Here is a 23,207-nt window from a genome sequence, read left to right on the forward strand (position 1 = left end):
CGGTCATGACCAAGCACTATGATTACATCGCTATTGGCGGCGGCAGCGGCGGTATTGCCTCCATTAACCGTGCAGCAATGTACGGTCAAAAATGCGCACTGATTGAAGCCAAAGAGTTAGGCGGCACCTGCGTTAACGTTGGCTGCGTACCGAAGAAAGTGATGTGGCATGCCGCACAGGTCCGCGAAGCGATCCACATGTACGGTCCGGATTACGGTTTCGACACCACCATCAATAAGTTCGACTGGGATAAACTGATCGCCACGCGTACCGCTTATATCGATCGTATTCATACCTCGTACGACAACGTGCTGGGCAAAAATAATGTCGATGTGATCAAAGGCTTTGCCCGCTTTGTGGATGCCAAAACCATTGAAGTAAACGGTGAAACCATTACTGCCGATCATATTTTGATTGCCACTGGTGGTCGCCCGAGTCGCCCGGCTGTCCCTGGCGCGGAATACGGTATTGATTCTAATGGTTTCTTTGAGCTGCCAGCGCTGCCAAAACGTGTAGCCGTTGTTGGCGCAGGCTACATCGCCGTTGAACTGGCTGGTGTGATTAATGGCCTGGGCGCAGAAACTCACCTGTTCGTGCGTAAACACGCGCCGCTGCGCAGTTTTGATCCGATGATCGTCGAGACGTTGGTTGAGGTGATGAACGCCGAAGGCCCGACTCTGCATACTCACGCGATTCCAAAAGCGGTTGTTAAAAACGCTGACGGCAGCCTGACCCTGCAACTGGAAGATGGTCGTAGCGAAACGGTAGACTGCCTGATTTGGGCGATTGGTCGTGAGCCAGAAACGGACAACTTCAATCTGGCTGTTACCGGCGTGAAAACCAATGAAAAAGGCTACATCGTCGTTGATAAATTCCAGAACACCAGCGTGCCGGGTATTTATGCCGTCGGCGACAACACCGGTGCCGTTGAACTGACGCCGGTTGCCGTTGCCGCGGGCCGTCGCCTGTCCGAGCGTCTGTTTAACAACAAGCCGGACGAACATCTGGACTACAGCAACATCCCGACCGTGGTCTTCAGCCACCCGCCAATTGGCACCGTGGGCCTGACCGAGCAGCAGGCTCGCGAACAGCACGGCGATGACCAGGTGAAAGTGTATAAATCATCATTTACCGCGATGTATACCGCTGTCACCTCACATCGTCAGCCGTGCCGCATGAAGCTGGTTTGCGTCGGTCCGGAAGAGAAAATTGTCGGTATTCACGGTATTGGTTTTGGAATGGATGAAATGCTGCAAGGCTTCGCGGTCGCGCTGAAAATGGGCGCAACCAAGAAAGACTTTGATAACACCGTTGCGATTCACCCAACTGCGGCAGAAGAATTCGTTACCATGCGTTAAGCAATAAATAAACCGGATGGTGCTTTGCCATCCGGTTTTCTCTTATTTACCCTGCATATATGGCGTATACACGCCGTTTAAGCTTTCGAGGAACGCCACGATATCGTCGATATCTTCCTGCGGCAGTTCTTTACCCACCTGATAACGCAGCATCAGTTTTACCGCACCATCGAGCGTAGGCACATCACCGCGATGGAAATAAGGCGCGGTCAGCGCAACGTTACGCAAGCCCGGGACTTTTTGACGCAGCTTGTCACGTAATTCATTAGTGACGTTCATGCGGCCAATATCTGCGGCAGTGACCTCACCGAAATTAAAGTCCTTTTTCAAACCCAATGGCTCAAATGAGCGCCCGCCTAAAATAATACCGCCATGACAGGTCGCACACTTATTATCTTTAAACAATTGATAGCCATGTTTCTGCTGAGCAGTTAACGCCGCTTCATCGCCGCGAAGCCATTTATCAAACGGCGAATTTGGCGTAATTAGCGTTTTCTCAAACTCAGCAATCGCATCGGTAATATTATCCCCGCTGAATCCCTGCGGATAAACCGCGATAAACTCTTGCTTCAATTGCGGATCTTTATCCAGTTTCTGGATAATTTCATCCCAGGATTTAGACGCCATTTCGATAGGGTTCAACGGCGGGCCGCCTGCCTGCGCCTGCAGTGTTGGCGCACGACCATCCCAGAATTGTTCAACGTTGAAGACCGAGTTAAACACCGTCGGCGCATTAATCGGGCCAACGGCGCCGCCTACGCCGATCGACGTTTTCCGGCCATCCACGCCGCCTGCATTCAGGGCGTGGCAATGCGCGCAAGAAATCGTGCTGTCACCTGAAATACGCGGGTCGTGGTAAAGCGTAAAGCCAAGCGCTACTTTGCGGGCATCGGTTGGGATGCTTTCTGGTATCGGCTGCACCGGTTCATTACGATGCTGCGTGGCGGTATCGTTACTGGCGTAATACTGCTCACGCTGTTTCGCAATCCAGCCCAGGATCTCGGCTCGCTCCGTATCGCTGACCTTCCCGGCCCAGTGCAGCGCGGTATATCGCGTTGGCGGCATGGTGTCGTACTGCATCACCCACTCAATTTTATTCAGGTCGCTTTGCGAAACGGGTTTATCTGCGACCAGCGCCGCACGAACGGCTTCAAGATTGAATGATTTGTATCCCAGTTGAATATCATAATTCATCAACTGCTTAGCGACAGGAAAAGAAGAATAGAAAGGTAATTCAGCTGAAGGCGTGTGACAATAATCGCATCCTTTTTCGCGTAAAAATCCTAATACCTTATTATTTTCTTCCAGCGTAGAGGCCTGAACATCAGCCTGTTTGCTACGTTGATTATCGTGATACCACACATAACCGGATAATCCAAAATAACAAATCACGATGCCAGCTATGGCAATCGCGGTAAGACGGGTAATGATTTTCATTATTTTACCCTCACCGTTGTGAGTTATTGTGACCCAGAAAATTAGAATAATTAATGCACAGTCTTTGTCAGACCTGACCATCATAGGAAATGAGGGAATTACTATTTTGATAAGTATCAAGCAATTACATGGGGGAGAACTATCAATAGAATAGCCTGCGCCTATTATAGAGATAAGGCGTTACCTGTCTCTGTTCACACCTCGTTGCAATCGAATGCTCTGAAAATGGAATATATTCAGATCATGCAGAAATTTGAATTATCCATTATTTTCATTGGGATAGTCTGATTCTTTAAATTTTGCTCAGCATTAAAACGTGATCAACCGCACGCTTTACTCACCCGACACCGAAGCGAATGTCTACGCTTAACTGACGACCGGGCAATAGCCTTAATCTTTCAACGTCCATCGGAGGTCTTTCTCATTATGCTCAACCAGAAACTACCCCACGCCCCTTCTGAAGAAATGACGATCGACATCGATCTGCTTTATGAAATGGATCCGTGCGAGTTAAAGCTGGATGAAATGATTGAGGCAGAGCCTGAGCCGGAGATGATTGAAGGGCTCCCCGCTTCCGATGCGTTAACCCCTGCCGATCGTTATCTCGAACTGTTCGAACACGTCCAGTCATCCAAACTGTTTGCGGATAGTAAAACCTTCCCAGATTGTGCGCCCAAAATGGACCCGCTCGACATTTTAATTCGTTATCGCAAGGTTAAACGCCATCGGGACTTTGATCTGCGACGCTTCGTCGAGAACCATTTCTGGCTCCCGGAAACGCCCTCCAGCGAATACGTTTCTGACCCGGAAAGTTCGCTGAAAGAGCATATCGATCAACTGTGGCCGGTGCTGACGCGCGAACCGCAGGATCATATTCCCTGGTCCTCGCTACTGGCGTTACCGCAGTCATACATTGTGCCAGGCGGGCGTTTTAGCGAAACCTACTACTGGGATTCCTACTTTACCATGCTGGGTCTGGCAGAGAGCGGCCGCGAAGATCTGCTGAAATGTATGGCAGATAACTTTGCCTGGATGATTGAAAACTATGGTCACATCCCGAACGGCAACCGCACTTACTATCTGAGTCGCTCACAGCCGCCGGTATTTGCGCTGATGGTGGAACTGTTTGAAGAGGATGGCGTACGTGGCGCGCGTCGTTACCTTGATCATCTAAAAATGGAGTACGCGTTCTGGATGGATGGCGCCGATTCCCTGGTGCTCAACCAGGCCTACCGCCACGTGATCAGAATGTCGGACGGCTCTCTACTTAACCGCTATTGGGACGATCGTGATACGCCGCGCGATGAATCATGGCTTGAAGACGTTGAGACCGCCAAACATTCGGGTCGCCCGCCCAATGAAGTGTATCGGGATTTACGCGCAGGCGCGGCCTCCGGCTGGGATTATTCCTCGCGCTGGCTACGCGACGCGGGCCGCCTTGCCAGCATACGCACCACACAGTTCATCCCGATTGACCTGAACGCATTCCTCTACAAGCTGGAAAGCACTATCGCCAATATTTCCGCGCTAAAAGGTGACAAAGAAACGGAAGCACTTTTTCGCCAGAAAGCCAGCGATCGTCGTGATGCGGTAAACCGCTATCTCTGGGACGATGAAAACGGCTGCTATCGCGATTACGACTGGCGGCGCGAACAAATGGCCCTGTTCTCTGCCGCCAGTATTGTGCCGCTGTATGTCGGTATGGCAACGCATGAACAAGCCGATCGGCTTGCTAACGCGGTTCGCAGTCGCCTGCTAACGCCCGGTGGCATTTTAGCCACGGAGCATGAAACCGGTGAACAGTGGGATAAACCCAACGGTTGGGCGCCGCTGCAGTGGATGGCGATCCAAGGCTTCAAACTGTACGGTGACGACCATCTCGGGGATGAAATTGCCCGTAACTGGTTGAAAACGGTGAATCTCTTTTATCAGGAACACCACAAGCTTATCGAAAAATACCACATAGCCGACGCCGCGCCGCGCGAAGGCGGCGGCGGGGAATATCCGTTGCAGGACGGCTTTGGCTGGACCAATGGCGTGGTGCGCAGACTCATCGGTTTGTATGGCGAACCCTAGCGGCTGACGGTCTGAGTCATCAGGCTGTCAGTTAATTGCATCATACAGCTCGGCGTGAATTTTCTGCCATTTCTTGTTCTCAGGGCTTGGCTGGGCGCGAACACGCAGCTCGGCCTGCTCAAGATCATATTGCTGACGCGCAACGACCGCAGGCACGGAACAAAAACTTTGCAGATAACTTTTATGCAGCGAAGTGAGCGATGCCCCATTCGACATCGCATGGCTGAGCGTAGTCATAAACTGTCGGCATGGTTTGCTTTCATCCATCTGCGAAGGGTAACGCAGCAGCAGTCTCAACACCTCAGTATTGCCCGCCGAAAACGCCTGCTCCGTCCACGCCAGCTTCCAGTCCATCCCGCCCTGCAGAAAAAGTGACGTCACGCGGGTGTCATTGCGATCGATAGCCGCCCGCATGTTAAAGGCATCCCAGGTGATGCCCATTCGGGTCACCGCCTCCCGTGCGCTAGGGGCATCACGCCGTGGCTCCTCTTGTACGATTTCAACGGACTGTCCGGAAGACGCCTGTGGCGCTGGCGAAGTAAATAACCAGAACGCACCCAGCGAAATCGCCAGCACCATCACGCCGACCGCTACCCACAACATACCGGAAATCAGCTGTTCACGTTCTTCCGCCGTGCGCTTGGCCCGCTTTTCCGGCGGATCAATGCTGTCTGCGATTTCATGCTTATCGCCTCCCGCTTGCTCGTCTTTTTGCTTTGCTGTTTCCCAAAACTGGCGGACCATGGCCTCATCAGATTCCAGATACGACGCAGGATTAATGCGCGTACGCCGTTCTTCAAATGCCCGTTGCACAGGATGAGTTATCTGTCGGTACTGGTAGTCCAGCAATATCAGTTGTACCGACGTCAGCGGCGGCTGCGCGATAACGCAGTTACGAGCCAGGCGGCAATCATCCAAAAACATGCGTAGCGTGATGCGCGGCTCAACAAATGACATGAGCACTGAAGTATCGTTAAAAATCTGCGTAAAGTGGCGAACGAATAATTTCTTATCGACGACCATCAGTGCCAGCTCGCTAAACATCATACCGTCCAGCGCATCTCGTCCTTCGCCCAACTTTAGCCAGCGACGCAGACGTTCACCACCAAAGTGCTGTTTCAGAAAGCTGTTGAGAGGATGTTGATCCGGCCATACCCGTGCAATCAGAGATTTGAGGGTTAATTCTATTGCGCGAAGTTGACGCTGCGCCCGCATCTGAGCATCCGGCTCCACAGGTGCAATTTCGGTTTGATACTTCAGGATGGGCTGTTGCTGGCGTAATTGTTCCAGAGAAGCCACAAAGCGCAGCGCTGAAATCAGCTGGTTTTCACTGACGTCCTGGCCATTTTCATATTGGGGTACACTCTGTTGAAGATGACGTAGCCGCAGAGTGAACTGGCTCAATTGCGCATCATTCATCTGCAACCGTCTGGCGACAGCCCCCCAGCCGCCCAGATTCAGTCGTGCCTGATCCAGCTGTTCGAGAAACCACCGCGGGTCTTTGCCTTCTGCGGCATGTACGCCTAGCAGCAGTAATATTTCTACCGACGCCTGGCGGATAATCCCCAGACAATGTTCAAAGGGTGTACATGTCGCTTGTAACGCGCTATTGGTCATCATCTTCCCTAAAAGGACCCAAAACGTGCGGCCTCACAATGGTATGTAATTATCTTTTTTAAACGCAACGTTGTGCCGATGTAGACTAGAACACATTCATATAGCAAATAAATAAGTTTTACAGTGACTTCCGCACAATCATTGAAAATTATTCTGGAGATAAGCCTGTGCCTGTACTGCAAACATCACGTCTGCTCTGCCGCCCACTGACAGAAAATGACTGGACGTTCTTCTTAACGCTACAGCAGAACCCAGATGTGATGCGTTTTGTCGCTGACGCACGTACTGAAGAGGAAGTACGGACAGCCTTCGACTCCCGCCTGCCTGAATGGTTTCCCGGCAGCCCGCACTGGCTATGTCTGCTCTTGTGCGATAAGACATCGGGAGCACCGCTTGGCGTGACCGGATACATTCAGGAGAACAATGAATGTGCCGAGGTTGGCTTTCTGCTCGCCCCAGAGGCGCAGGGTAAAGGTTATGGCGCTGAATCTCTGCATGCCGTGTGTGAATACGCCTTTGCCAGCGGCGGTCTGCGGCGACTGACCGCCTGTGTCACCGCAGGAAACGAAGCCTCACGGTGTCTGTTGGAAAAGGTCGGGTTCATTCATGAAGGCACGCTACGCGCAAGCTACTGGCTACATCAAACCTGGCACGATGACTGGATTTTTGGTCTGTTAAAACAGGAATATCAGCCGCCCAAGGCATAGGTCGTTTTGCGGTAAATACTGGCTCTCAGGCAACTAGCGTAACGGCGTGGTTTTTTTAGAATAGGTCTCTTTGCACAGAGATGATTATGCCGCTGCGTTCGACACATTTCACGCCCGCCTGTATCGCATTTATTAAGCAATGGCAGGGCCTGTCGCTGGAAAAGTATCAGGACAAAAAAGGCATCTGGGTCATTGGTTACGGGCACGAAATCTCCGCCAATGAATCCTTTGATACCCCAATTACGGTGATGCAGGCAGAAACATTGCTGCTCGCAGATATGAGTATCTGCGAGGCATTCATCTATAAGGAAATGACGCAAATAAAAGACAGGTTTCAGCTGGAAGCATTAATTACGTGGATATTCAGCGTGGGAATTACCCAATTTTGCGCTAAAAATATCTGGCCGGTGTCTATTTCACAGCCTGAAATATTCTGACTGTGAAATATGTTCCTAGTAAATGGTGTTGTTTAACATCATTGCCGCCTGCGTACGGTTTTTTACCTCCAGGCGCTGATACAACGACTCAAGATGGGCTTTTACCGTTCCGGTACTGATATTTAACAGTCGACCAATTTGTTTATTAGATTCTCCGGCGGCCAGCATGGTCAAAATCTCCCGCTGGCGCGCGCTGAGCAATCTGATATTTTGCCCACCGCTTTCGGTAGCGGTTATGCAGTCTCTGGGGATAAACATCATACCCATCGCGACGCTATTGAGGGCCAGCGTAAAGGTTTCCGCGTCAGAATCGCGCGGAACAATGGCCAGCACGTTCAGTTTAGTGACCTCTTGCAACCATTTTTTACGGCAGTCCGTTGCGGTCACCAGCACCTTCACCATCGCAAAGCGCTCTGCTATCTGTTGCAGCAAGCTACAGCAGAACTCAGCATCAAGGTCGCCATCCAATATAACTAATGCCTCGGGTTTATCTTCCAGCGTCAGCCAAAGTTCATCTGCCTGACTGACACCCTGAACATCCACTCCTGGAATACTTTGCTGCAAACTTACATTCATTCCATGAATAAATATTGACTGCCTGTCAAACATTACTACCTGCATTATTTGTCTCCATCCGAATAGGATATTAGCCTTAACATGCGGAAGGGTATTACCCATAGGGTAAAATAAGAAGTCACCATTTGGCGGGGGCCATTTTACCGATAGACAGAGAAGAAAGAAGCAGAAGTTATGAATAGTTACAGCTCAACCCGAAGGATCATACAAAGGAACAAAAACAGGTTCGAAAACTAGGGAAAGTCTTAATATTCGATGCTCATGATAAGACAATGAATATTAATTAATATGATTTTATATTTTTAGCTAAAAATAAGATATCAACGACAATGGATAAATCTGTTACAAAATACAATCTAGCATTAAGTGCTTATTCAACGCATGCCGTGACCTGTTGAATAAGCACCTTATGGGTTTACAGGAACATTCCGCCGGATACCTCGATACGCTGTGCCGTCATCCAGGCCAGTTCATCGCTGAGCAGCGCAGCAATGGCGTCGCCAATATCATCAGGCAAACCAACGCGTCCCAGCGCCGTTTGCGATGCAATGTACGCATTCAATTGCGCATTATCCCGCACATTTCCGCCGCTAAAATCCGTTTCTATTGCGCCTGGCGCAATAATATTCGCCGTTATGCCGCGCTCTCCCAGCTCTTTTGCCTGATAACGGGTTAGCACTTCCATCGCACCTTTCATGGCTGCGTATGCGCTGTAACCCGGTAGCGCAAAGCGGGCAAGCCCGGTAGAGACATTGAGGATGCGACCACCTTTATTTATCAGCGGTAGCAGGCTCTGCGTCAGGAAAAAGGGCCCCTTAAAATGGATGTTCAAAAGTTGGTCAAATTGCGCTTCAGTAAATGCCGGATACGGTGCGTTGATGCCGATTCCGGCATTGTTCAATAAATAATCAAACGCGTTACTTTGCCACTGCGTTTGTAACGTTCCCTGCACCTGTTGAACAAACTGAGGGAATGTAGAAATATCGCCGACATTTAACGGTAATGCCGCCGCTTTACCGCCAGATTGGCGTATTTCACCCACAACCTGCTGCGCTTCTTTTTCATTGCTGTTCCACGTCAGGATAATACCGATTCCTTTACTCGCCAGCTTCAGCGCCGCGTTTTTACCGAGTCCGCGGCCGCCGCCAGTCACCAATGCGATACGTTGCGTCATAAGAAACCTCATTTCAGGTGTTGTGAAGATTGAGACAAAGCTTATTAGGTGATAGAAGAACAATAAATACTGCTAACTGCGCATTACTGTTTCATTTAGAACAACAATAGGGCATGAGAATGGATAAAATTCACGCAATGCAGTTGTTCATCCGCGTCGCAGAACTGGAGAGCTTTTCGCGCGCCGCAGACACCCTCGGACTTCCTAAAGGTAGCGTATCGCGCCAGATCCAGGCTCTGGAAAATCATCTGGGCACGCAGTTGTTGCACCGCACCACCCGCCGCGTTCAGCTCACGCAAGACGGCATGATCTATTACGAACGCGCGAAAGATCTGTTGAGTAATCTGGATGAGCTGGATGGGCTGTTCCATCACGATCCGTCCAGCATCAGCGGCAAGCTGCGCGTTGATATGCCGGTCGGTGTAGCAAGAAACCTGGTGATGCCCCGCTTACCGAGCTTTTTGCATCAGTATCCGGGCCTGGAACTCGAACTCAGCAGCAGCGACCGTCTGGTGGATTTGATCCGCGAAGGTTTCGACTGTGTGGTACGCGTGGGTACGCTGAAAGATTCAGGGCTGATTGCGCGCCCACTGGGGAAACTCACGCAGATTAACTGCGCCAGCCCGCAATACCTCGCCCGCTTTGGTTATCCGGAAAATCTGGAGGATCTTGCCTCGCATGCAGTGGTGCATTACTCGGTCAATTTGGGAACGCGTGCGCAAGGTTTCGAAGTGGCGACAGAAAATGGCACGCAATGGGTTAAAACCGGCGGCATGCTAACGGTAAACAGTACCGAAACCTATCACGCGGCATGCCTTGCCGGTCTGGGCATTATTCAGGTGCCGCGCGTTGGCGTGCGTGATGCCCTGCGCGCCGGTACGCTGGTCGAAGTGTTGCCGCAATATCGCGCCGAGCCAATGCCAGTCTCTTTGCTTTATCCGCATCGGCGCAACCTCTCCCGCCGGGTACATCTGTTTATGGAATGGCTGACTGGTGTGATGAAAGACTATGTGGATTAGTCCATTTTTCAGGATGCGCCCCTGAGCAGGCTATAATGTCATGAGTGAACAAAATAAGGACAACCGATCGGATGACGCAGGAACAAGACGCAAAACACCCTACGCCAGAACATAAACCAGCCTCCGCCGAGCCGGAGAAAAACGCTAAAGCGAACCAGGCGCTGAAAACGGCTCTGACCTTCGCCGATAAAATTCAACGTCAGCCCATCATCGCCCATCTTATTCGTGCCGCAGAGCGGTTTAACGATCGTATGGGAAATCAGTTTGGTGCCGCCATTACCTACTTCTCGTTTCTGTCGATGATCCCAATCCTGATGGTGTCGTTTGCCGCCGCGGGTTTTATTCTCGCTTCGCACCCTACGCTGTTGCAGGATATCTTCAGCAAGATTTTGCTGAACGTCAGCGATCCGACGCTCGCTTCTACGCTGAAAAACACCATCAATACCGCCGTTCAGCAACGTACCACTGTAGGTCTGGTAGGGCTTGGCATCGCGCTCTATTCCGGAATTAACTGGATGGGGAACCTGCGCGAAGCGATTCGTGCCCAGTCGCGGGATGTTTGGGAACGTACGCCGCAGGATCAGGAAAAAATTTGGGTCAAATATCTGCGTGATTTTGTTTCCTTGATTGGCTTACTGGTTGCGCTGATTGTTACTCTGTCCATTACCTCTATCGCCGGTTCCGCCCAGCAGATGATTATCACTGCGCTGTATCTCGACGGTATCGAATGGCTGAAACCCGCCTGGCGGCTGATCGGCCTGACCATCTCTATTTTCGCCAACTACCTGCTGTTCTTCTGGATTTTTTGGCGGCTACCGCGTCACCGACCGCGTAAGAAAGCGCTCATCCGCGGTACCTTTATCGCGGCACTGGGGTTTGAAGTCATCAAAATGATCATGACGTATACGCTGCCATCACTGGTGCAGTCGCCGTCAGGCGCAGCATTTGGTTCCGTGCTTGGACTGATGGCGTTCTTCTACTTCTTCGCTCGTCTGACCCTGTTTTGCGCAGCCTGGATTGCCACGGCGGAATACAAAGACGACCCGCGTATGCCGGGGAAAACACACCGCTAATCTTTGTTAACTGGCCGGATGGCGCTACGCTTATCTGGCCTACGGGAGGTTAGTTGTAGGCCGGGCAAGCGCAGCGCCCCCGGCAGGTGACGACACCTTAACCGCCACCGTTTGCAGAATATAAATCCAACTCGTAACTTTTATTTAACCAGAAACCAGTTTTATCATCCAAGTTTTAAATTGTGTGAAGCATTTCATGGAAGTGAAATCTCAAGCCTAAAAATTATCCCCTTTTTGCTCTATTTTTGACCAATCTCAAAGTTTGTTACAGATTGAAATGTCTCTTTTGCTGTGCGTAATATGACCTTTCGTTCGGCCAAAAATAAGAAAATATTATGCAAGCAACAGCCACAACACTCGACAACGAACAGGAACACACCCCGGTCAACTCGCGCAATAAAGTTGTCGTCGCCTCGCTCATTGGCACCGCCATTGAGTTCTTCGACTTCTATATTTACGCCACCGCCGCGGTGATCGTGTTTCCCCATATATTCTTCCCGCAGGGGGATCCGACCGCGGCTACGCTACAGTCCCTCGCCACTTTTGCTATCGCCTTTGTGGCCCGACCTATCGGTTCCGCGGTGTTCGGACATTTCGGCGATCGCGTCGGCCGTAAAGTCACGCTGGTTGCTTCACTACTCACAATGGGGATCTCGACAGTCGTCATTGGCCTGCTGCCGGGCTATGAAACTATCGGCATTTTCGCCCCGCTGCTGCTGGCTCTGGCGCGTTTTGGTCAGGGTTTAGGTCTGGGCGGTGAATGGGGCGGTGCAGCGTTGCTGGCGACGGAAAACGCGCCACCGCGCAAACGCGCGCTGTACGGATCATTTCCGCAGCTGGGCGCGCCTATCGGTTTCTTCTTCGCCAACGGTACCTTTCTGCTGCTCTCCTGGCTGCTGACCGACGAACAGTTCATGAGCTGGGGCTGGCGCGTACCGTTTATCTTCTCCGCGGTGCTGGTGATTATCGGTCTGTACGTCCGCGTTTCGCTGCATGAATCCCCGGTTTTCGCCAAAGTAGCCGCGGCGAAAAAACAGGTGAAAATCCCGCTAGGTACTCTACTGACAAAACATGTTCGCGTGACGATCCTCGGCACGTTCATCATGCTGGCGACCTATACGCTGTTCTATATCATGACCGTCTATTCGATGACGTTCAGTACCGCCGCAGCGCCTGTAGGGCTTGGCCTGCCGCGTAATGAAGTGTTGTGGATGCTGATGATGGCGGTCATTGGTTTTGGCGTCATGGTACCGGTGGCGGGCCTGCTGGCCGATGCGTTTGGTCGCCGCAAGAGCATGCTTATCATCACCACGCTGATCATTCTGTTTGCGCTGTTTGCCTTTAAACCGCTGCTCGGCTCTGGCAATCCGGTGCTGGTGTTCGCCTTCCTGTTGCTGGGCTTAAGCCTGATGGGTCTGACATTTGGCCCGATGGGCGCACTGCTGCCGGAGCTGTTCCCGACCGAAGTGCGCTATACGGGGGCGTCGTTCTCGTACAACGTTTCGTCAATTCTCGGCGCATCGGTTGCCCCATACATCGCCGCATGGTTGCAGGCGAATTATGGTCTGGCGGCTGTCGGTACGTATCTGGCATCGATGGCGGCGTTAACGCTGATTGCACTGCTGTTGACCCACGAAACCCGCCATCAGTCGTTGTGATTCTTTTGCCGGATGCGGTGTAACCACCTTATCCGGCCTACGTTGAGCATGAAATCCAGGCCGGATAAACATCCGGCCAGACATCACTTCTTCATCTGTGACAGGATCGTCCGGCACTGATTCGCGTCACCCTCTGACGGCGAAATCAGCGCCAACAAGGCCGCCGCAGGAGTGACTAACGTGGCTAATGCGGCAGCAACCGCACCGCGCGCAATCAGCGGTCCGGCCTTCACGCCAGCCTGCGGATTCTTAAAGGTGCCGCGAACATACAGCGGCGAACGCAGAGTAATAATACGAATCCCTTTGCTCTCCGGATCGATGGTTAAATCCAGTTGCTCCGACGCAAAGCTCGCCGTACCAGTGACATTAATGACTGCGTTTTCCGTGTCGAAAGCAAAAATCTGCGGACGCGCCACGCCGTTAACAATATCCAGATTCGCCGCCGCGCAGTTCACCCGCACTTCGTCATCACCAAATATCTGCCCGACAAGATAGTTCCCCAGATTCAAGCCCACAATTTCCATCAGATTCCGGCTGATCAAGCCGTCATTCATCAGCAGTTTCAGGTTGCCATTGCTGTTACCCAGCAGCGCCGCTACCGAGTTTCCACTTCCGCTAAACCGGGCGTCCCCGTTCATTTCACCGAGCGTTTTCTGCATCAGTTCCACATCGGGCATCAGCGCTTTTAGCTTCAGCCGCCGCGCCTGAATATCCGCCTGCCCCCGCATCGGCTTTTTATCTCCTTCCAGATGGATGCTGGAGACAATGCTGCCTCCCGCAAGACCAAATTTCAGCGGTTGCAGGCGCAGGTCGGCATTTTTCAGGATGATATGAGTGGAGAGATCGCTGATCGGCAGGCTACTGCCATGCTCAATACGCCGTCCTTTGAAACGCACGTCAGCGTCCATCACGTTCCATTTATCGGTTTCAAAACGGTCATACGGCAAGACCTTGTCCACAGGCTGAACGCTCTTCACACCTTTGCGCTGTTCAGATTGTTTTGCCCGTTCCGCCCCTTTACCTGAATCCACCCCGATCAGCGGCCCCAAATCGGCCAGCCTCAGCTGGCGTGATTCCACATCACCCTTCAGCATGGGTCGCGGCTTACCGGTGGTGTAGGCCAGCGTTCCGTGAATATCGCTGTCGCCAATACGGCCATTGAAATCGCGATAATCAAAAACAGAGGATTTTTCCGGGTCAATTTTCGCCACCAGACGTCCGTCGGTTTCAAACGGCGGCGTATCCGGGAGCAGTACGCCGGTCAAATCGTACAAATCCCCTAGCGAATCTCCCGAGAATTTAAGCCGCAGATCCGCCCCGCCCATGTTCATCGGATCGTTTATCGTGCCGATAAACGCTACGCGCGTATTGCCCGAACGGAAATCAGCCTGAATCGGGAAAGGCGTATCTTCGCCACGCAGCGCAAGCATTCCGCCTATTTTTCCGCTACCGCTTAGCGGTTCGCCGTTATATCGCCCTTGCGCTTTCAGCCCAAACACGTAGTCCTCGACGCGGGCGTTGCTCTCTTTACCTTTTGCGCCGGTCACTTCGCTAAAGGGCAACGGTTTACCCAGCGGATCGACCAGGATCTCAATCTCCGACTTCGTCACCTTATCGTTAATGGCGATACGTCCCTGGTCGAACAGAATGTTATCCAGCCGGAAAGACCATGCGGATGGCGGCGCATTGGGATCGCGATTTTCATCCCCTGCTAAGTTAAAGGTCCAGTTATTGTTTTTCTCCGACAGGCGGATCAGCCGCGCATCGGGTTTGACCAGCTTGACCCACGGGAGCCAGACAGTTTTTGTCAGCAGTGCCAGCGGGGCGAGCGTAGCTTCAACGCGCGGGAGATGCACCATGGTGACGTCGGGAATGTCCGGCGGGTTGCCGAGGATGATATCTTCAGCATGAACATGCGGCCACGGAACCCAGCTACGCCAGCCAGTTTCCTGCTTCTGGCGTTCCCAAACCACACCCAGATCACCCCGTATAGCAAAGGGCCGGTTGAGTTCTGTAGAGACTTTCTGGTTGATGGTCGGTTTGAGCCGGTTCCAGTCAAATGTCGCAATCACAATGATGAGTACGACGATCAACAACAAGAAAACCCCTATTACTGAAGTGGTTATTTTACCTGTTCTCGTCATGTCTAACCTCCTTACTTCCTTCCTTGCCTGTCCTAAAGATAGTCCAGCAGGATGAAAAGGAGGTGCGCTACGCCCTCATCAAAGTGACAGAATTACGTCTTCGAGGGTATCCAGGGGCACTGGACGAGAGAGAAAATAGCCTTGGGCCGCGAAAGCCGGTGAGTTTTGCACATCACGCCACTCTTCCAGCGTTTCAACGCCTTCGACAATGACACCGCGGCAATAGCGGTTCATGAGCTGTAATAGTAGTGTGAAGAGATTACGTCCCTCCGGCGTCTTGCGCAGCATGACGAACAGATCCCGCGCCACTTTGATATAGTCATAACTCACTTCACTAAGCGCCGAGAAGTTCGCCATTCCGGTACCAAAGTCATCCAGCCAGAGCGGACCGAACTCGCACATTGAGGCGAACGACGCCCCCTTCGGCAAGCGGATATGTTCCACCAGCTCAAAACGCAGCCACGGCAGGCCTTCAATGATTTTCAGGATTTCGGGATCCTGACGCATCGCAATGAGCGTTGGTCCGTCGACGTTCACAGAAGCCAGCAGGTTGTTGGCTCTGAAAAAGCCCCCTTTCAGCTCAAGCTGCAGAAGTTGCTCTTTCACTACATCAACACGATGCCGTACAGCCACTTCAGCAAAATAGCGGTCTGGTGCAATACGTTGGGAAGGGTTATCAGGATGGCTCACGACGGTCAGCAGTTCAACGGCCATCAGCCGTCCGTTGGTCTGGTAAATTGGCTGGTAGGTGTAAGCACGCTCGCACTGCAGCCAATAGCGTCTTTCCAGCAAGCTTTCAATACTCGCATCGGGCGTAATGAGCTGCTGGGTAACCTGCTTTATCATCTGAGATGTCCTGTAAATAAGAGTGTGACTGACCGGACTCGTCAAAGGTTATCGGCGCTCAGAGGAAGAACTTTACGTTCAGCTGTGCGCAAAAATAAAAACTAAGCGGCAAAAACAACGCAGAACACGTGCTGGCTCAAAAAAATAATGGAACGATGTTTTAATATAGTTGACCACTTAACACCCACAGCGCACACTAACGCTAATTTTTTTCAGAGCAGGTTACGACTATGTCCAGAAAGATTGCCGTGATTGGCGAATGCATGATTGAGCTGTCACAGAAAGGCGCTGACGTTCAGCGCGGATTCGGTGGCGACACGTTGAATACATCCGTTTATATCGCCCGTCAGGTCGATGCTGCGGCACTTTCCGTACACTATGTGACTGCACTGGGTACCGACAGTTTTAGCCAACAAATGCTGGAATCCTGGCAGGGCGAAAACGTCGATACCTCATTAACTCAGCGCATGGAAAACCGCCTGCCGGGCCTCTATTACATTGAGACCGATAGCACCGGCGAGCGCACCTTCTATTACTGGCGTAATGAAGCCGCCGCAAAATTCTGGCTGGAGAGCGAACAGTCCACCGCGATTTGCGAAGAGCTGGCGACATTTGACTATCTGTATCTGAGCGGAATCAGCCTGGCGATTTTAAGCCCGGCAAGTCGTGACAAGCTGCTGTCATTGCTGCGTGAATGCCGTGCCAACGGTGGAAAAGTCATTTTTGACAATAACTACCGTCCACGCCTGTGGAGCAGTAAAGAAGAGACCCAGCAGGTGTATCAGCAAATGCTGGAATGCACCAATATCGCATTCCTGACGCTGGACGATGAAGACGCACTGTGGGGTGAAAAACCCGTTGCCGAGGTAATTGCCCGTACTCACGCGGCTGGCGTACAGGAAGTGGTTGTGAAGCGTGGCGCAGACTCTTGCCTGGTTTCCATTGCAGGCGAAGAACTTATCGACATTCCGGCCGTTAAATTGCCGAAAGAGAAAGTGATCGATACCACTGCGGCCGGAGACTCCTTCAGCGCCGGGTATCTGGCGGTCCGTCTGACCGGTGGCGATGCCGCCGAAGCCGCAAAACGAGGCCACCTGACGGCAAGCACCGTCATTCAGCATCGTGGGGCGATTATCCCCCGCGACGCCATGCCGCAATAATTTATTGTTCCTGTAGGCCGGATAAGGCGTTAAAGCCGCATCCGGCACTGGGTAAGCCGGGAGCGCTTCGCTTGCCCGGCCTACAGGTTACGATACCCTTTACTGTACAGGCGGGATATCCGTCACTTCAGGGTGTGATTCATCCGTTTCAACAGACGTTGCCGCTGCAGTAACGGGCGCCATAATGCTATCCCACGTCGCCTGCAGATCCTTCATATTGAATTCAGGTTCGCCCTTCGGCTGCAGCAGAATTAACGCCATATCTTGCGATAGCTGCTGACGCAGGTCCTGATTCAGCATCTCAACGCTCAGGCTGTTGAGGAAGCTCTGGCGTAAACGCTGGTACTGTTCAGGCGCAATATCCACCACCTGATTTTGCAGCGAGCGCAAACGCTGGCTGATCAAAATATCGGTATCGGTACGACCATAGGTGGCAAACAGCTTCTGCAGTTCCAGATTCTTTTGCGCTACCAGCGCATTGAACTCTTCTTCCGGCAGTCCCTTATCACGCACTTTCGCCAGCTCACGCGCAACCGTACCCAGATTGGCGTTCAGCTTATCGTTCGGCGACTCAACGTTAATCGCGCACTGCGCGCGCAGGAACAGCACCCGGCAGTCAAATCCGAGGCCAATGTCTTTGGCATTGTTTTTGGTTAGCTCTTGCTGAATGTGCCAGAACAGCGCCTCACGCGCTAAATCAGCGCGCCAGTAACGTAATAACGCGGCAGATTCACGGATCGGTTGCCACGGCGTATCCCACATAATAGACAGGCGATCCTGGCGTACCGCATCGGTCATAATGCTCACGGCTTCTGCTCGCAGCGGAGAGAGCGTGGGTACCGGTGCAGGCGTTTCGCGTTTTCCTTTTAACTCGCCAAAGGTTTTATTGATTTGCTCAGCTACGCTGCGTGCATCAACGTTACCGACGATGATCAGCGTCATCGCGTCCGGGGTATACCATTTCTGGTAGAAAGACTGAATTTTCGTCGCATCTACAGGCGTTTTCAACGGATCGGCGGGATCGTGCCCCAGCAGGGTCGATCCCTTCAGACGGTAACGCCACCACCCTTCTTTGGTATCTGACGGCCAGGTTGCAACCATATCTTCGCTATTCAGCGCATGATTGACCGTTTCAGAGGTAATGCTCAGTTTACCGGAGATATTCGCCAGATAAGAAAGTGACTCTTTCAGTAGATCGTTACGGCTGTTAGGCAGACTGAGGTTATACAACGTGGAATCATAGGAAACGATAACCGGCGGCATGGGACGTTTGGGATCGAACCCCTGCTGCCACAGTGAACGGGCTTGCGAGGCATCGAGGCCACCGCTTTGCGTCAGCGCGATACGCGGGATCGCATGGCTGAAACCACTCTGTTGCGCACTTTCGGTGAGTGAACCGGTATTAACCAGCAGGCGAACCTCAATACGGTCGCTCGGGCGCTGGGGAGTGGCTAACACTTGCCACTGTAAACCATTTGCCAGCGTGCCCTGTTGCCATGCTGGATCAGGCTGGAGCGCATCTGCCTGCACATAGCCGGCAGTGGCCATCATCAGCAAGCCGCCCGCTAAAAGTCGAATTTTTGTGCCCTGCATGTGAACCCCTGATCAACTATCCTGGAAATAAAAAGACAGCCCTCGAAAGGACTCTCTGAATATGACGTTAAAAACACTTCGTGTTAGACCGCGAGAACATAAAAATGTCACGGAAGAAGTGAAAAAATCCCGAGCCGCCGAATCGACGGTTTCAGGCACAGGGGGTAATTATGCGCAAACGCCCGCAGTCCTGGAAGGGACTACGGGCATAAGTGACGAGATTAAGAGGATAAATCGTGCGTTTTGCCATCCGGCGCACGATTATTCAACGTGTCATCCAGCTTTTTGGTATCCAATTCTTTCACCCATTTAGCCACAACAACAGTTGCAACACCGTTACCAATCAGGTTGGTCAGCGCACGGGCTTCAGACATGAAGCGGTCAATACCAAGAATCAGCGCCAGACCAGCAACCGGCAAGTGACCCACCGCAGAGATAGTCGCGGCCAGAACAATAAAGCCACTCCCGGTCACACCCGCTGCACCTTTTGAGGAGAGCAGAAGCACCACCAGCAGGGTTATCTGATGGAAGATATCCATGTGGCTGTTGGTTGCCTGAGCGATAAACACCGCCGCCATTGTCAGATAGATTGATGTCCCATCAAGGTTAAACGAGTAGCCCGTGGGTATAACCAATCCGACAACCGACTTCCGACAGCCCAGTTTTTCCATCTTATCGAGCATACGCGGCAGCGCGGACTCGGAAGAAGAAGTCCCCAGAACGATCAACAGTTCTTCACGGATATAGCGGATGAATTTAAAGATACTGAAGCCAGTTGCGCGGGCAATTGAACCCAGCACCAGCACCACAAACAGAATACAGGTGATGTAGAAGCAGATGATTAGCTGACCCAGTTGCACCAGCGTTCCGACGCCATATTTACCGATGGTAAAGGCCATAGCACCGAAAGCACCGATCGGCGCCAGGCGCATGATCATATTAATGATGCCGAAAATAACCTGCGAGAAACTTTCAATCACGTTGAAAATCATCTGGCCCTTGCTGCCCAGACGATGCAGCGCAAAACCAAACATTACCGCAAACAGCAATACCTGCAGGATGTTACCGCTGGCAAACGCGCCAATGACACTCGCCGGGATAATATCCATCAGGAAACCTACGATCCCCTGGTCTTTTGCCTGTTCGGCGTACATCGCAACCGCTTTGGCATCCAGTGTCGCCGGATCGACGTTCATCCCGGCACCCGGTTGCACCACGTTGACGATGATGAGGCCGATGATCAGCGCAATGGTACTAACAATTTCAAAATAGAGCAGTGCAACCGCGCCAGTGCGGCCTACGGCTTTCATACTTTCCATGCCTGCAATGCCGGTAACGACAGTACAGAAGATGACAGGTGCGATGACCATTTTGATGAGCTTAACGAAAGCATCACCAAGCGGCTTCATTTGGGCGCCTAATTCAGGGTAGAAATGGCCAAGGAGAATACCTATGGCAATCGCTGTCAGGACCTGAAAGTAAAGGCTTTTGAATATAGAGGTTTTCATAGGGTGTCCTTAAAGTAAAAACCACAGGTCTTGTAAGGTTTTGTTTAACCTGCGGCCTTAAGGTAACACCCACACAACTTGACAGAAATGTACCTGGATCATAATTGATACAGAAATGTTAAAAATTTTGAGCTGGCTCGCACAAGCGAGCCCTTTTTTAACTTTTGTAATCAGCGCTTTCCGGCGCCAGATAACATTCTTCGAAGATATTTACTGGAACAGGTCGAGCGAACAGGAACCCTTGTGCCACCTCCACCCCGGCTTGTGATAACCATTCACGCTGCGCTTCGGTTTCGACACCTTCGGCGATCATTTGTAAATTGAGGCTGTGGGCCAACTGAATGATGGCGGAGATCATGCTGCAATCCTCAGGTACCCCGTCGACAAACATCTTATCGATTTTGAGGACATCCACCGGTAGCGACTTCATGTGCTGCAACTGTCGCAGGCCCGCATACCCCATGCCAAAGTCATCCAGTGCGATACGTACTCCCGCATTACGCAATGGGCGCAAAATGGCCACCGCGGCGTGGGGATCATCGATATGTCGACTTTCAGTCACTTCCAGGATCAACGTGCCAGGCTTGATGCGATAGCGGTTTAACAACTCCAGCAGGTCCGAGACCATACTCGGGTGCATCAGCTGTAGTGCGGACAAATTCACCGATAGCGGCAGCATCACGCCACGCTCCTGCCACGCTGACAGCTGGCGGCATGTCTCTTCCAGCACCCAGTAACCAACCGTCACCATCAAACCACAGGACTCAATCCTGTCAATTAACCCTTCGGGCAGCTCCCAGCTTCCGTCCGGCTGCTGCATTCGCAATAATGCTTCAGCGCTCAATACCTTACCGCTGGACATCTCCACCTGCGGCTGCATCCAGAGCGCAAACTGATGGTTATCCAGCGCGGTAAGAATATCGTTCTCTTCCGTCAAACGCTGCTGTGCCTCTTCCATCTGCAACGGGTCGAAGAACTGAATCTGATTTTTACCCTTATGGCGCGAGGTTAACACGGCAGAGAGGGCGCGGCGGTATAGCTGTTCTGCGGTCAAATCACCATAGAACATTGCCACCCCAATGTTGCAGGTAGGACGCAGTTGAATACCCTGAATAGGTAATCGCTCGTTAACGATAGTGAGTACTTGCTGACCTAAAGTAATAGCGTGCCAGGGTTCTTTTACACCATGGGCGATGATGGCGAAGTCATAGCCACTCACCTGGGAAAGCACCATCCTGGGGGCTAATACCGACTTGAGTTTTTCGACCAGCGTAAGCAGCAGGATTTCCCGCTGAGTTTCGGTTAACACCCCCGCGGTGTCACGTAGGGTTTCGCAGGTGACAATCATCAGCGCCGTCGTCTGCTGACGGGTAACAACCTGCTCCAGCAGCCCCATTAAAAACGACTTATTGGGCAGTTCGGAAACCGGGAAACGCATTGCAAAGTCGCTTTGCTCTTCGCTATGTCGCTGAATCAACTGCTGATTAAGATTGTAGCTACGCACCAGCATACCAATCTCATCATCCTGATGTAGACGCGGCAATGCCAGTTGATAACCAATCAGATCCTGCTGTTGGATGTCGTTCAGCTCACGAGCAATTTTACGTAAGGGGTGCACAATCAAGCGGTTAATGCACCAGGAGATGGCGACGGTCAATATTAACGACAAAAGTAAGTAAATGGTCACTAACGTCGAGAGCGTACTCATCACGAATTTGTACATGCGGTACGAATCCGCCTGCAGTACCAGATACGCCAGCGGCTGCGGATTAGCTGAACGCTCAAGAGAATAGATCGGCAGCGAAATTTGTACCGGAAGCTCAAACAGGCGAGTCACCGTAACAGGAACGGGGCGTTCAGGGATAAAGCTCATCCGCAACGCCTGAAACTGATTGGGCAGCACCACATCGGCGCGACTTACCACGCCCGCTGGCCGAATACTTTTTAAAATGGCTTCCGCTTCGGGAATATCCCCTTTCAGGATAGTGTCCGACAGAGGCTCACGGACGGAGCGAGCGATACTTTCCAGTTGCGTAGCCGTGTTATAGCGGTTTTGCTGGACCAGATGGAACAACAAAACGGTGCAAAAAATAAAAACGAACACCATAACAACGGCCGCAACCATTGCCATCTGCTTAATTGTTAACGAGCGACTGACACGCAAACTGACTCTCCACGGATAGACGAAACTGCCGTCAGAGTATACCCGATCGTAGCGGTATTAAGAGAGGCGGTATCTGAAAACTTCCCAGCGTGCATTATCGCGACAGGATAGGCACCTGGCGACGAGATTTATCTGCATTTAAGCCGAAAAAGGCCGCAAGGTCGCCCCCTGCGGCCTGGTTCGGGCGCATGTTGCCATCACGGCAGGCAGACGCCTACAAAGCGCATTACTTCCTGTTACGCAGCCAGCTCACAATCAGGCTGGCAATGGTGCCAGCGATGATTGGAGCCGCTAAATCGTGCCAGAAGGCCACGCCTAACTGTGCGAGCGTCATATAGCCGCCTGTGTTGCAATGGCAACTGTTCACGGCTATCCTTGAGTTGTTCAGGTTCAAGTCAGCCCCCGTTTTGTTGCCAGGTTTATACCGAACAACGTGCGGGGGTTTTCTCTTTCCAGCAACCGATGCCGCCGGGGATCAAGCCCCCGCAACATTGCGCCTCACCGGGAATTCCCGGCTTGCCGCTGATTCTACGGCAGCCCACTTGCCATATCACTGCGCAATATTGCGCTCTGCGTAGCGCCTCGCAATTCACCCATTTTCTCACCAGCACGCTGGAAAGATTCTTTCCAGTTGGCAACATTCCTGCCGACCATTAGTTC

Annotated in this window: 18 protein-coding genes; 8 read left to right on the top strand and 10 right to left on the bottom strand. The window is 52.0% G+C overall.

The genetic code is table 11. The features are described 5' to 3' along the window. Positions 1-5 precede the first annotated feature (5 nt). Positions 6-1,358 carry a glutathione-disulfide reductase gene (gene gorA / locus OGY37_RS20175; RefSeq protein ID WP_286621686.1) on the top strand — a complete coding sequence of 451 codons (1,353 nt, stop codon included), beginning with the start codon at positions 6-8 and terminating at the stop codon, positions 1,356-1,358. A gap of 42 nt (positions 1,359-1,400) precedes the next feature. On the opposite strand, the gene OGY37_RS20180 is transcribed toward gorA, so the two are convergent. Further along, positions 1,401-2,795, bottom strand: a complete 1,395-nt coding sequence (locus OGY37_RS20180; RefSeq protein WP_003827455.1) for a cytochrome-c peroxidase — start codon at positions 2,793-2,795, stop codon at positions 1,401-1,403. Between the two features lie 426 nt (positions 2,796-3,221). Here OGY37_RS20180 and OGY37_RS20185 point away from each other — a divergent pair, with 426 nt between their 5' ends. Then, positions 3,222-4,871: an alpha,alpha-trehalase gene (locus OGY37_RS20185; RefSeq protein ID WP_003827453.1), complete on the top strand. Its 1,650-nt coding sequence runs from the start codon at positions 3,222-3,224 to the stop codon at positions 4,869-4,871. Between the two features lie 27 nt (positions 4,872-4,898). Here the strand turns inward: OGY37_RS20185 and OGY37_RS20190 are convergent, their stop codons facing one another. Continuing rightward, positions 4,899-6,488, bottom strand: a complete 1,590-nt coding sequence (locus tag OGY37_RS20190) for an STY4199 family HEPN domain-containing protein (RefSeq protein WP_286621828.1) — start codon at positions 6,486-6,488, stop codon at positions 4,899-4,901. A gap of 167 nt (positions 6,489-6,655) precedes the next feature. Between OGY37_RS20190 and OGY37_RS20195 the strand changes: the two genes are divergently transcribed. Together OGY37_RS20195 and OGY37_RS20200 are read left to right on the top strand one after the other, a co-directional pair. Beyond that, positions 6,656-7,195 (top strand): GNAT family N-acetyltransferase, encoded by a 540-nt coding sequence (locus OGY37_RS20195; RefSeq protein ID WP_063941878.1) that lies wholly within the window; start codon positions 6,656-6,658, stop codon positions 7,193-7,195. An 86-nt stretch (positions 7,196-7,281) separates the two neighbouring features. Beyond that, positions 7,282-7,632, top strand: coding sequence for a glycoside hydrolase family protein (locus OGY37_RS20200; protein ID WP_003827448.1), 351 nt, complete (start codon positions 7,282-7,284; stop codon positions 7,630-7,632). A gap of 15 nt (positions 7,633-7,647) precedes the next feature. Here the strand turns inward: OGY37_RS20200 and OGY37_RS20205 are convergent, their stop codons facing one another. Both OGY37_RS20205 and OGY37_RS20210 read right to left on the bottom strand, forming a co-directional pair. Beyond that, the gene (locus tag OGY37_RS20205) at positions 7,648-8,253 is read right to left on the bottom strand and encodes a helix-turn-helix transcriptional regulator (RefSeq protein ID WP_279275392.1); all 606 of its coding nucleotides are present in this window, start codon (positions 8,251-8,253) and stop codon (positions 7,648-7,650) included. A 370-nt stretch (positions 8,254-8,623) separates the two neighbouring features. Further along, a complete protein-coding gene (locus OGY37_RS20210) occupies positions 8,624-9,382 on the bottom strand; it encodes an SDR family NAD(P)-dependent oxidoreductase (RefSeq protein WP_003827444.1) in 759 nt (252 codons plus the stop codon). A 119-nt stretch (positions 9,383-9,501) separates the two neighbouring features. Here OGY37_RS20210 and OGY37_RS20215 point away from each other — a divergent pair, with 119 nt between their 5' ends. The 3 genes from OGY37_RS20215 to OGY37_RS20225 all read left to right on the top strand — a co-directional run bounded on the left by OGY37_RS20215 (position 9,502) and on the right by OGY37_RS20225 (position 13,132). Then, positions 9,502-10,401 carry a LysR family transcriptional regulator gene (locus OGY37_RS20215; RefSeq protein ID WP_008786405.1) on the top strand — a complete coding sequence of 300 codons (900 nt, stop codon included), beginning with the start codon at positions 9,502-9,504 and terminating at the stop codon, positions 10,399-10,401. Positions 10,402-10,472: 71 nt separating this feature from the next. Continuing rightward, positions 10,473-11,474: an inner membrane protein YhjD gene (gene yhjD, locus OGY37_RS20220; protein WP_148361348.1), complete on the top strand. Its 1,002-nt coding sequence runs from the start codon at positions 10,473-10,475 to the stop codon at positions 11,472-11,474. Positions 11,475-11,809: 335 nt separating this feature from the next. Next, complete coding sequence (locus OGY37_RS20225; RefSeq protein WP_003023312.1) at positions 11,810-13,132, top strand: MFS transporter; 1,323 nt, start codon at positions 11,810-11,812, stop codon at positions 13,130-13,132. 83 nt (positions 13,133-13,215) lie between these two features. Here OGY37_RS20225 and OGY37_RS20230 read toward each other — a convergent pair whose 3' ends face one another. Then, positions 13,216-15,276, bottom strand: coding sequence for an AsmA family protein (locus OGY37_RS20230; protein ID WP_286621687.1), 2,061 nt, complete (start codon positions 15,274-15,276; stop codon positions 13,216-13,218). Positions 15,277-15,354: 78 nt separating this feature from the next. After that, positions 15,355-16,122 carry a cyclic-guanylate-specific phosphodiesterase gene (gene pdeH, locus OGY37_RS20235; protein ID WP_003827436.1) on the bottom strand — a complete coding sequence of 256 codons (768 nt, stop codon included), beginning with the start codon at positions 16,120-16,122 and terminating at the stop codon, positions 15,355-15,357. Positions 16,123-16,352: 230 nt separating this feature from the next. Here pdeH and kdgK point away from each other — a divergent pair, with 230 nt between their 5' ends. Continuing rightward, a complete protein-coding gene (kdgK, locus tag OGY37_RS20240; protein WP_286621688.1) occupies positions 16,353-17,282 on the top strand; it encodes a 2-dehydro-3-deoxygluconokinase in 930 nt (309 codons plus the stop codon). 99 nt (positions 17,283-17,381) lie between these two features. On the opposite strand, the gene OGY37_RS20245 is transcribed toward kdgK, so the two are convergent. The 4 genes from OGY37_RS20245 to OGY37_RS20260 all read right to left on the bottom strand — a co-directional run bounded on the left by OGY37_RS20245 (position 17,382) and on the right by OGY37_RS20260 (position 22,881). Further along, entirely contained in the window at positions 17,382-18,875 is a 1,494-nt protein-coding gene (locus OGY37_RS20245) for a M16 family metallopeptidase (protein ID WP_191235935.1), read from the bottom strand. A 221-nt stretch (positions 18,876-19,096) separates the two neighbouring features. Continuing rightward, positions 19,097-20,383, bottom strand: coding sequence for a C4-dicarboxylate transporter DctC (dctA, locus tag OGY37_RS20250; RefSeq protein ID WP_003827429.1), 1,287 nt, complete (start codon positions 20,381-20,383; stop codon positions 19,097-19,099). A gap of 157 nt (positions 20,384-20,540) precedes the next feature. Then, positions 20,541-22,547: a biofilm formation regulator HmsP gene (gene hmsP / locus OGY37_RS20255; RefSeq protein ID WP_126317254.1), complete on the bottom strand. Its 2,007-nt coding sequence runs from the start codon at positions 22,545-22,547 to the stop codon at positions 20,541-20,543. Between the two features lie 226 nt (positions 22,548-22,773). Then, entirely contained in the window at positions 22,774-22,881 is a 108-nt protein-coding gene (locus OGY37_RS20260; RefSeq protein ID WP_003827426.1) for a type I toxin-antitoxin system toxin Ldr family protein, read from the bottom strand. Positions 22,882-23,207 lie beyond the last annotated feature (326 nt).

Origin of the sequence: Citrobacter sp. Cpo030, from assembly GCF_030333005.1 — a bacterium.
GTDB classification, from domain to species: domain Bacteria; phylum Pseudomonadota; class Gammaproteobacteria; order Enterobacterales; family Enterobacteriaceae; genus Citrobacter; species Citrobacter portucalensis.

What these genes read in the sequence shown, in the direction of transcription:
- OGY37_RS20210 (WP_003827444.1), bottom strand. Translation starts at nt 9,382, where the DNA reads ATGACGCAACGTATCGCATTGGTGACTGGCGGCGGCCGCGGACTCGGT.
- OGY37_RS20180 (WP_003827455.1), bottom strand. Translation starts at nt 2,795, where the DNA reads ATGAAAATCATTACCCGTCTTACCGCGATTGCCATAGCTGGCATCGTG.
- kdgK (WP_286621688.1), top strand. Translation starts at nt 16,353, where the DNA reads ATGTCCAGAAAGATTGCCGTGATTGGCGAATGCATGATTGAGCTGTCA.
- OGY37_RS20260 (WP_003827426.1), bottom strand. Translation starts at nt 22,881, where the DNA reads ATGACGCTCGCACAGTTAGGCGTGGCCTTCTGGCACGATTTAGCGGCT.
- OGY37_RS20230 (WP_286621687.1), bottom strand. Translation starts at nt 15,276, where the DNA reads ATGACGAGAACAGGTAAAATAACCACTTCAGTAATAGGGGTTTTCTTG.
- dctA (WP_003827429.1), bottom strand. Translation starts at nt 20,383, where the DNA reads ATGAAAACCTCTATATTCAAAAGCCTTTACTTTCAGGTCCTGACAGCG.
- OGY37_RS20190 (WP_286621828.1), bottom strand. Translation starts at nt 6,488, where the DNA reads ATGACCAATAGCGCGTTACAAGCGACATGTACACCCTTTGAACATTGT.
- gorA (WP_286621686.1), top strand. Translation starts at nt 6, where the DNA reads ATGACCAAGCACTATGATTACATCGCTATTGGCGGCGGCAGCGGCGGT.
- OGY37_RS20205 (WP_279275392.1), bottom strand. Translation starts at nt 8,253, where the DNA reads ATGCAGGTAGTAATGTTTGACAGGCAGTCAATATTTATTCATGGAATG.
- OGY37_RS20225 (WP_003023312.1), top strand. Translation starts at nt 11,810, where the DNA reads ATGCAAGCAACAGCCACAACACTCGACAACGAACAGGAACACACCCCG.
- yhjD (WP_148361348.1), top strand. Translation starts at nt 10,473, where the DNA reads ATGACGCAGGAACAAGACGCAAAACACCCTACGCCAGAACATAAACCA.
- OGY37_RS20200 (WP_003827448.1), top strand. Translation starts at nt 7,282, where the DNA reads ATGCCGCTGCGTTCGACACATTTCACGCCCGCCTGTATCGCATTTATT.
- OGY37_RS20185 (WP_003827453.1), top strand. Translation starts at nt 3,222, where the DNA reads ATGCTCAACCAGAAACTACCCCACGCCCCTTCTGAAGAAATGACGATC.
- pdeH (WP_003827436.1), bottom strand. Translation starts at nt 16,122, where the DNA reads ATGATAAAGCAGGTTACCCAGCAGCTCATTACGCCCGATGCGAGTATT.
- OGY37_RS20245 (WP_191235935.1), bottom strand. Translation starts at nt 18,875, where the DNA reads ATGCAGGGCACAAAAATTCGACTTTTAGCGGGCGGCTTGCTGATGATG.
- OGY37_RS20215 (WP_008786405.1), top strand. Translation starts at nt 9,502, where the DNA reads ATGGATAAAATTCACGCAATGCAGTTGTTCATCCGCGTCGCAGAACTG.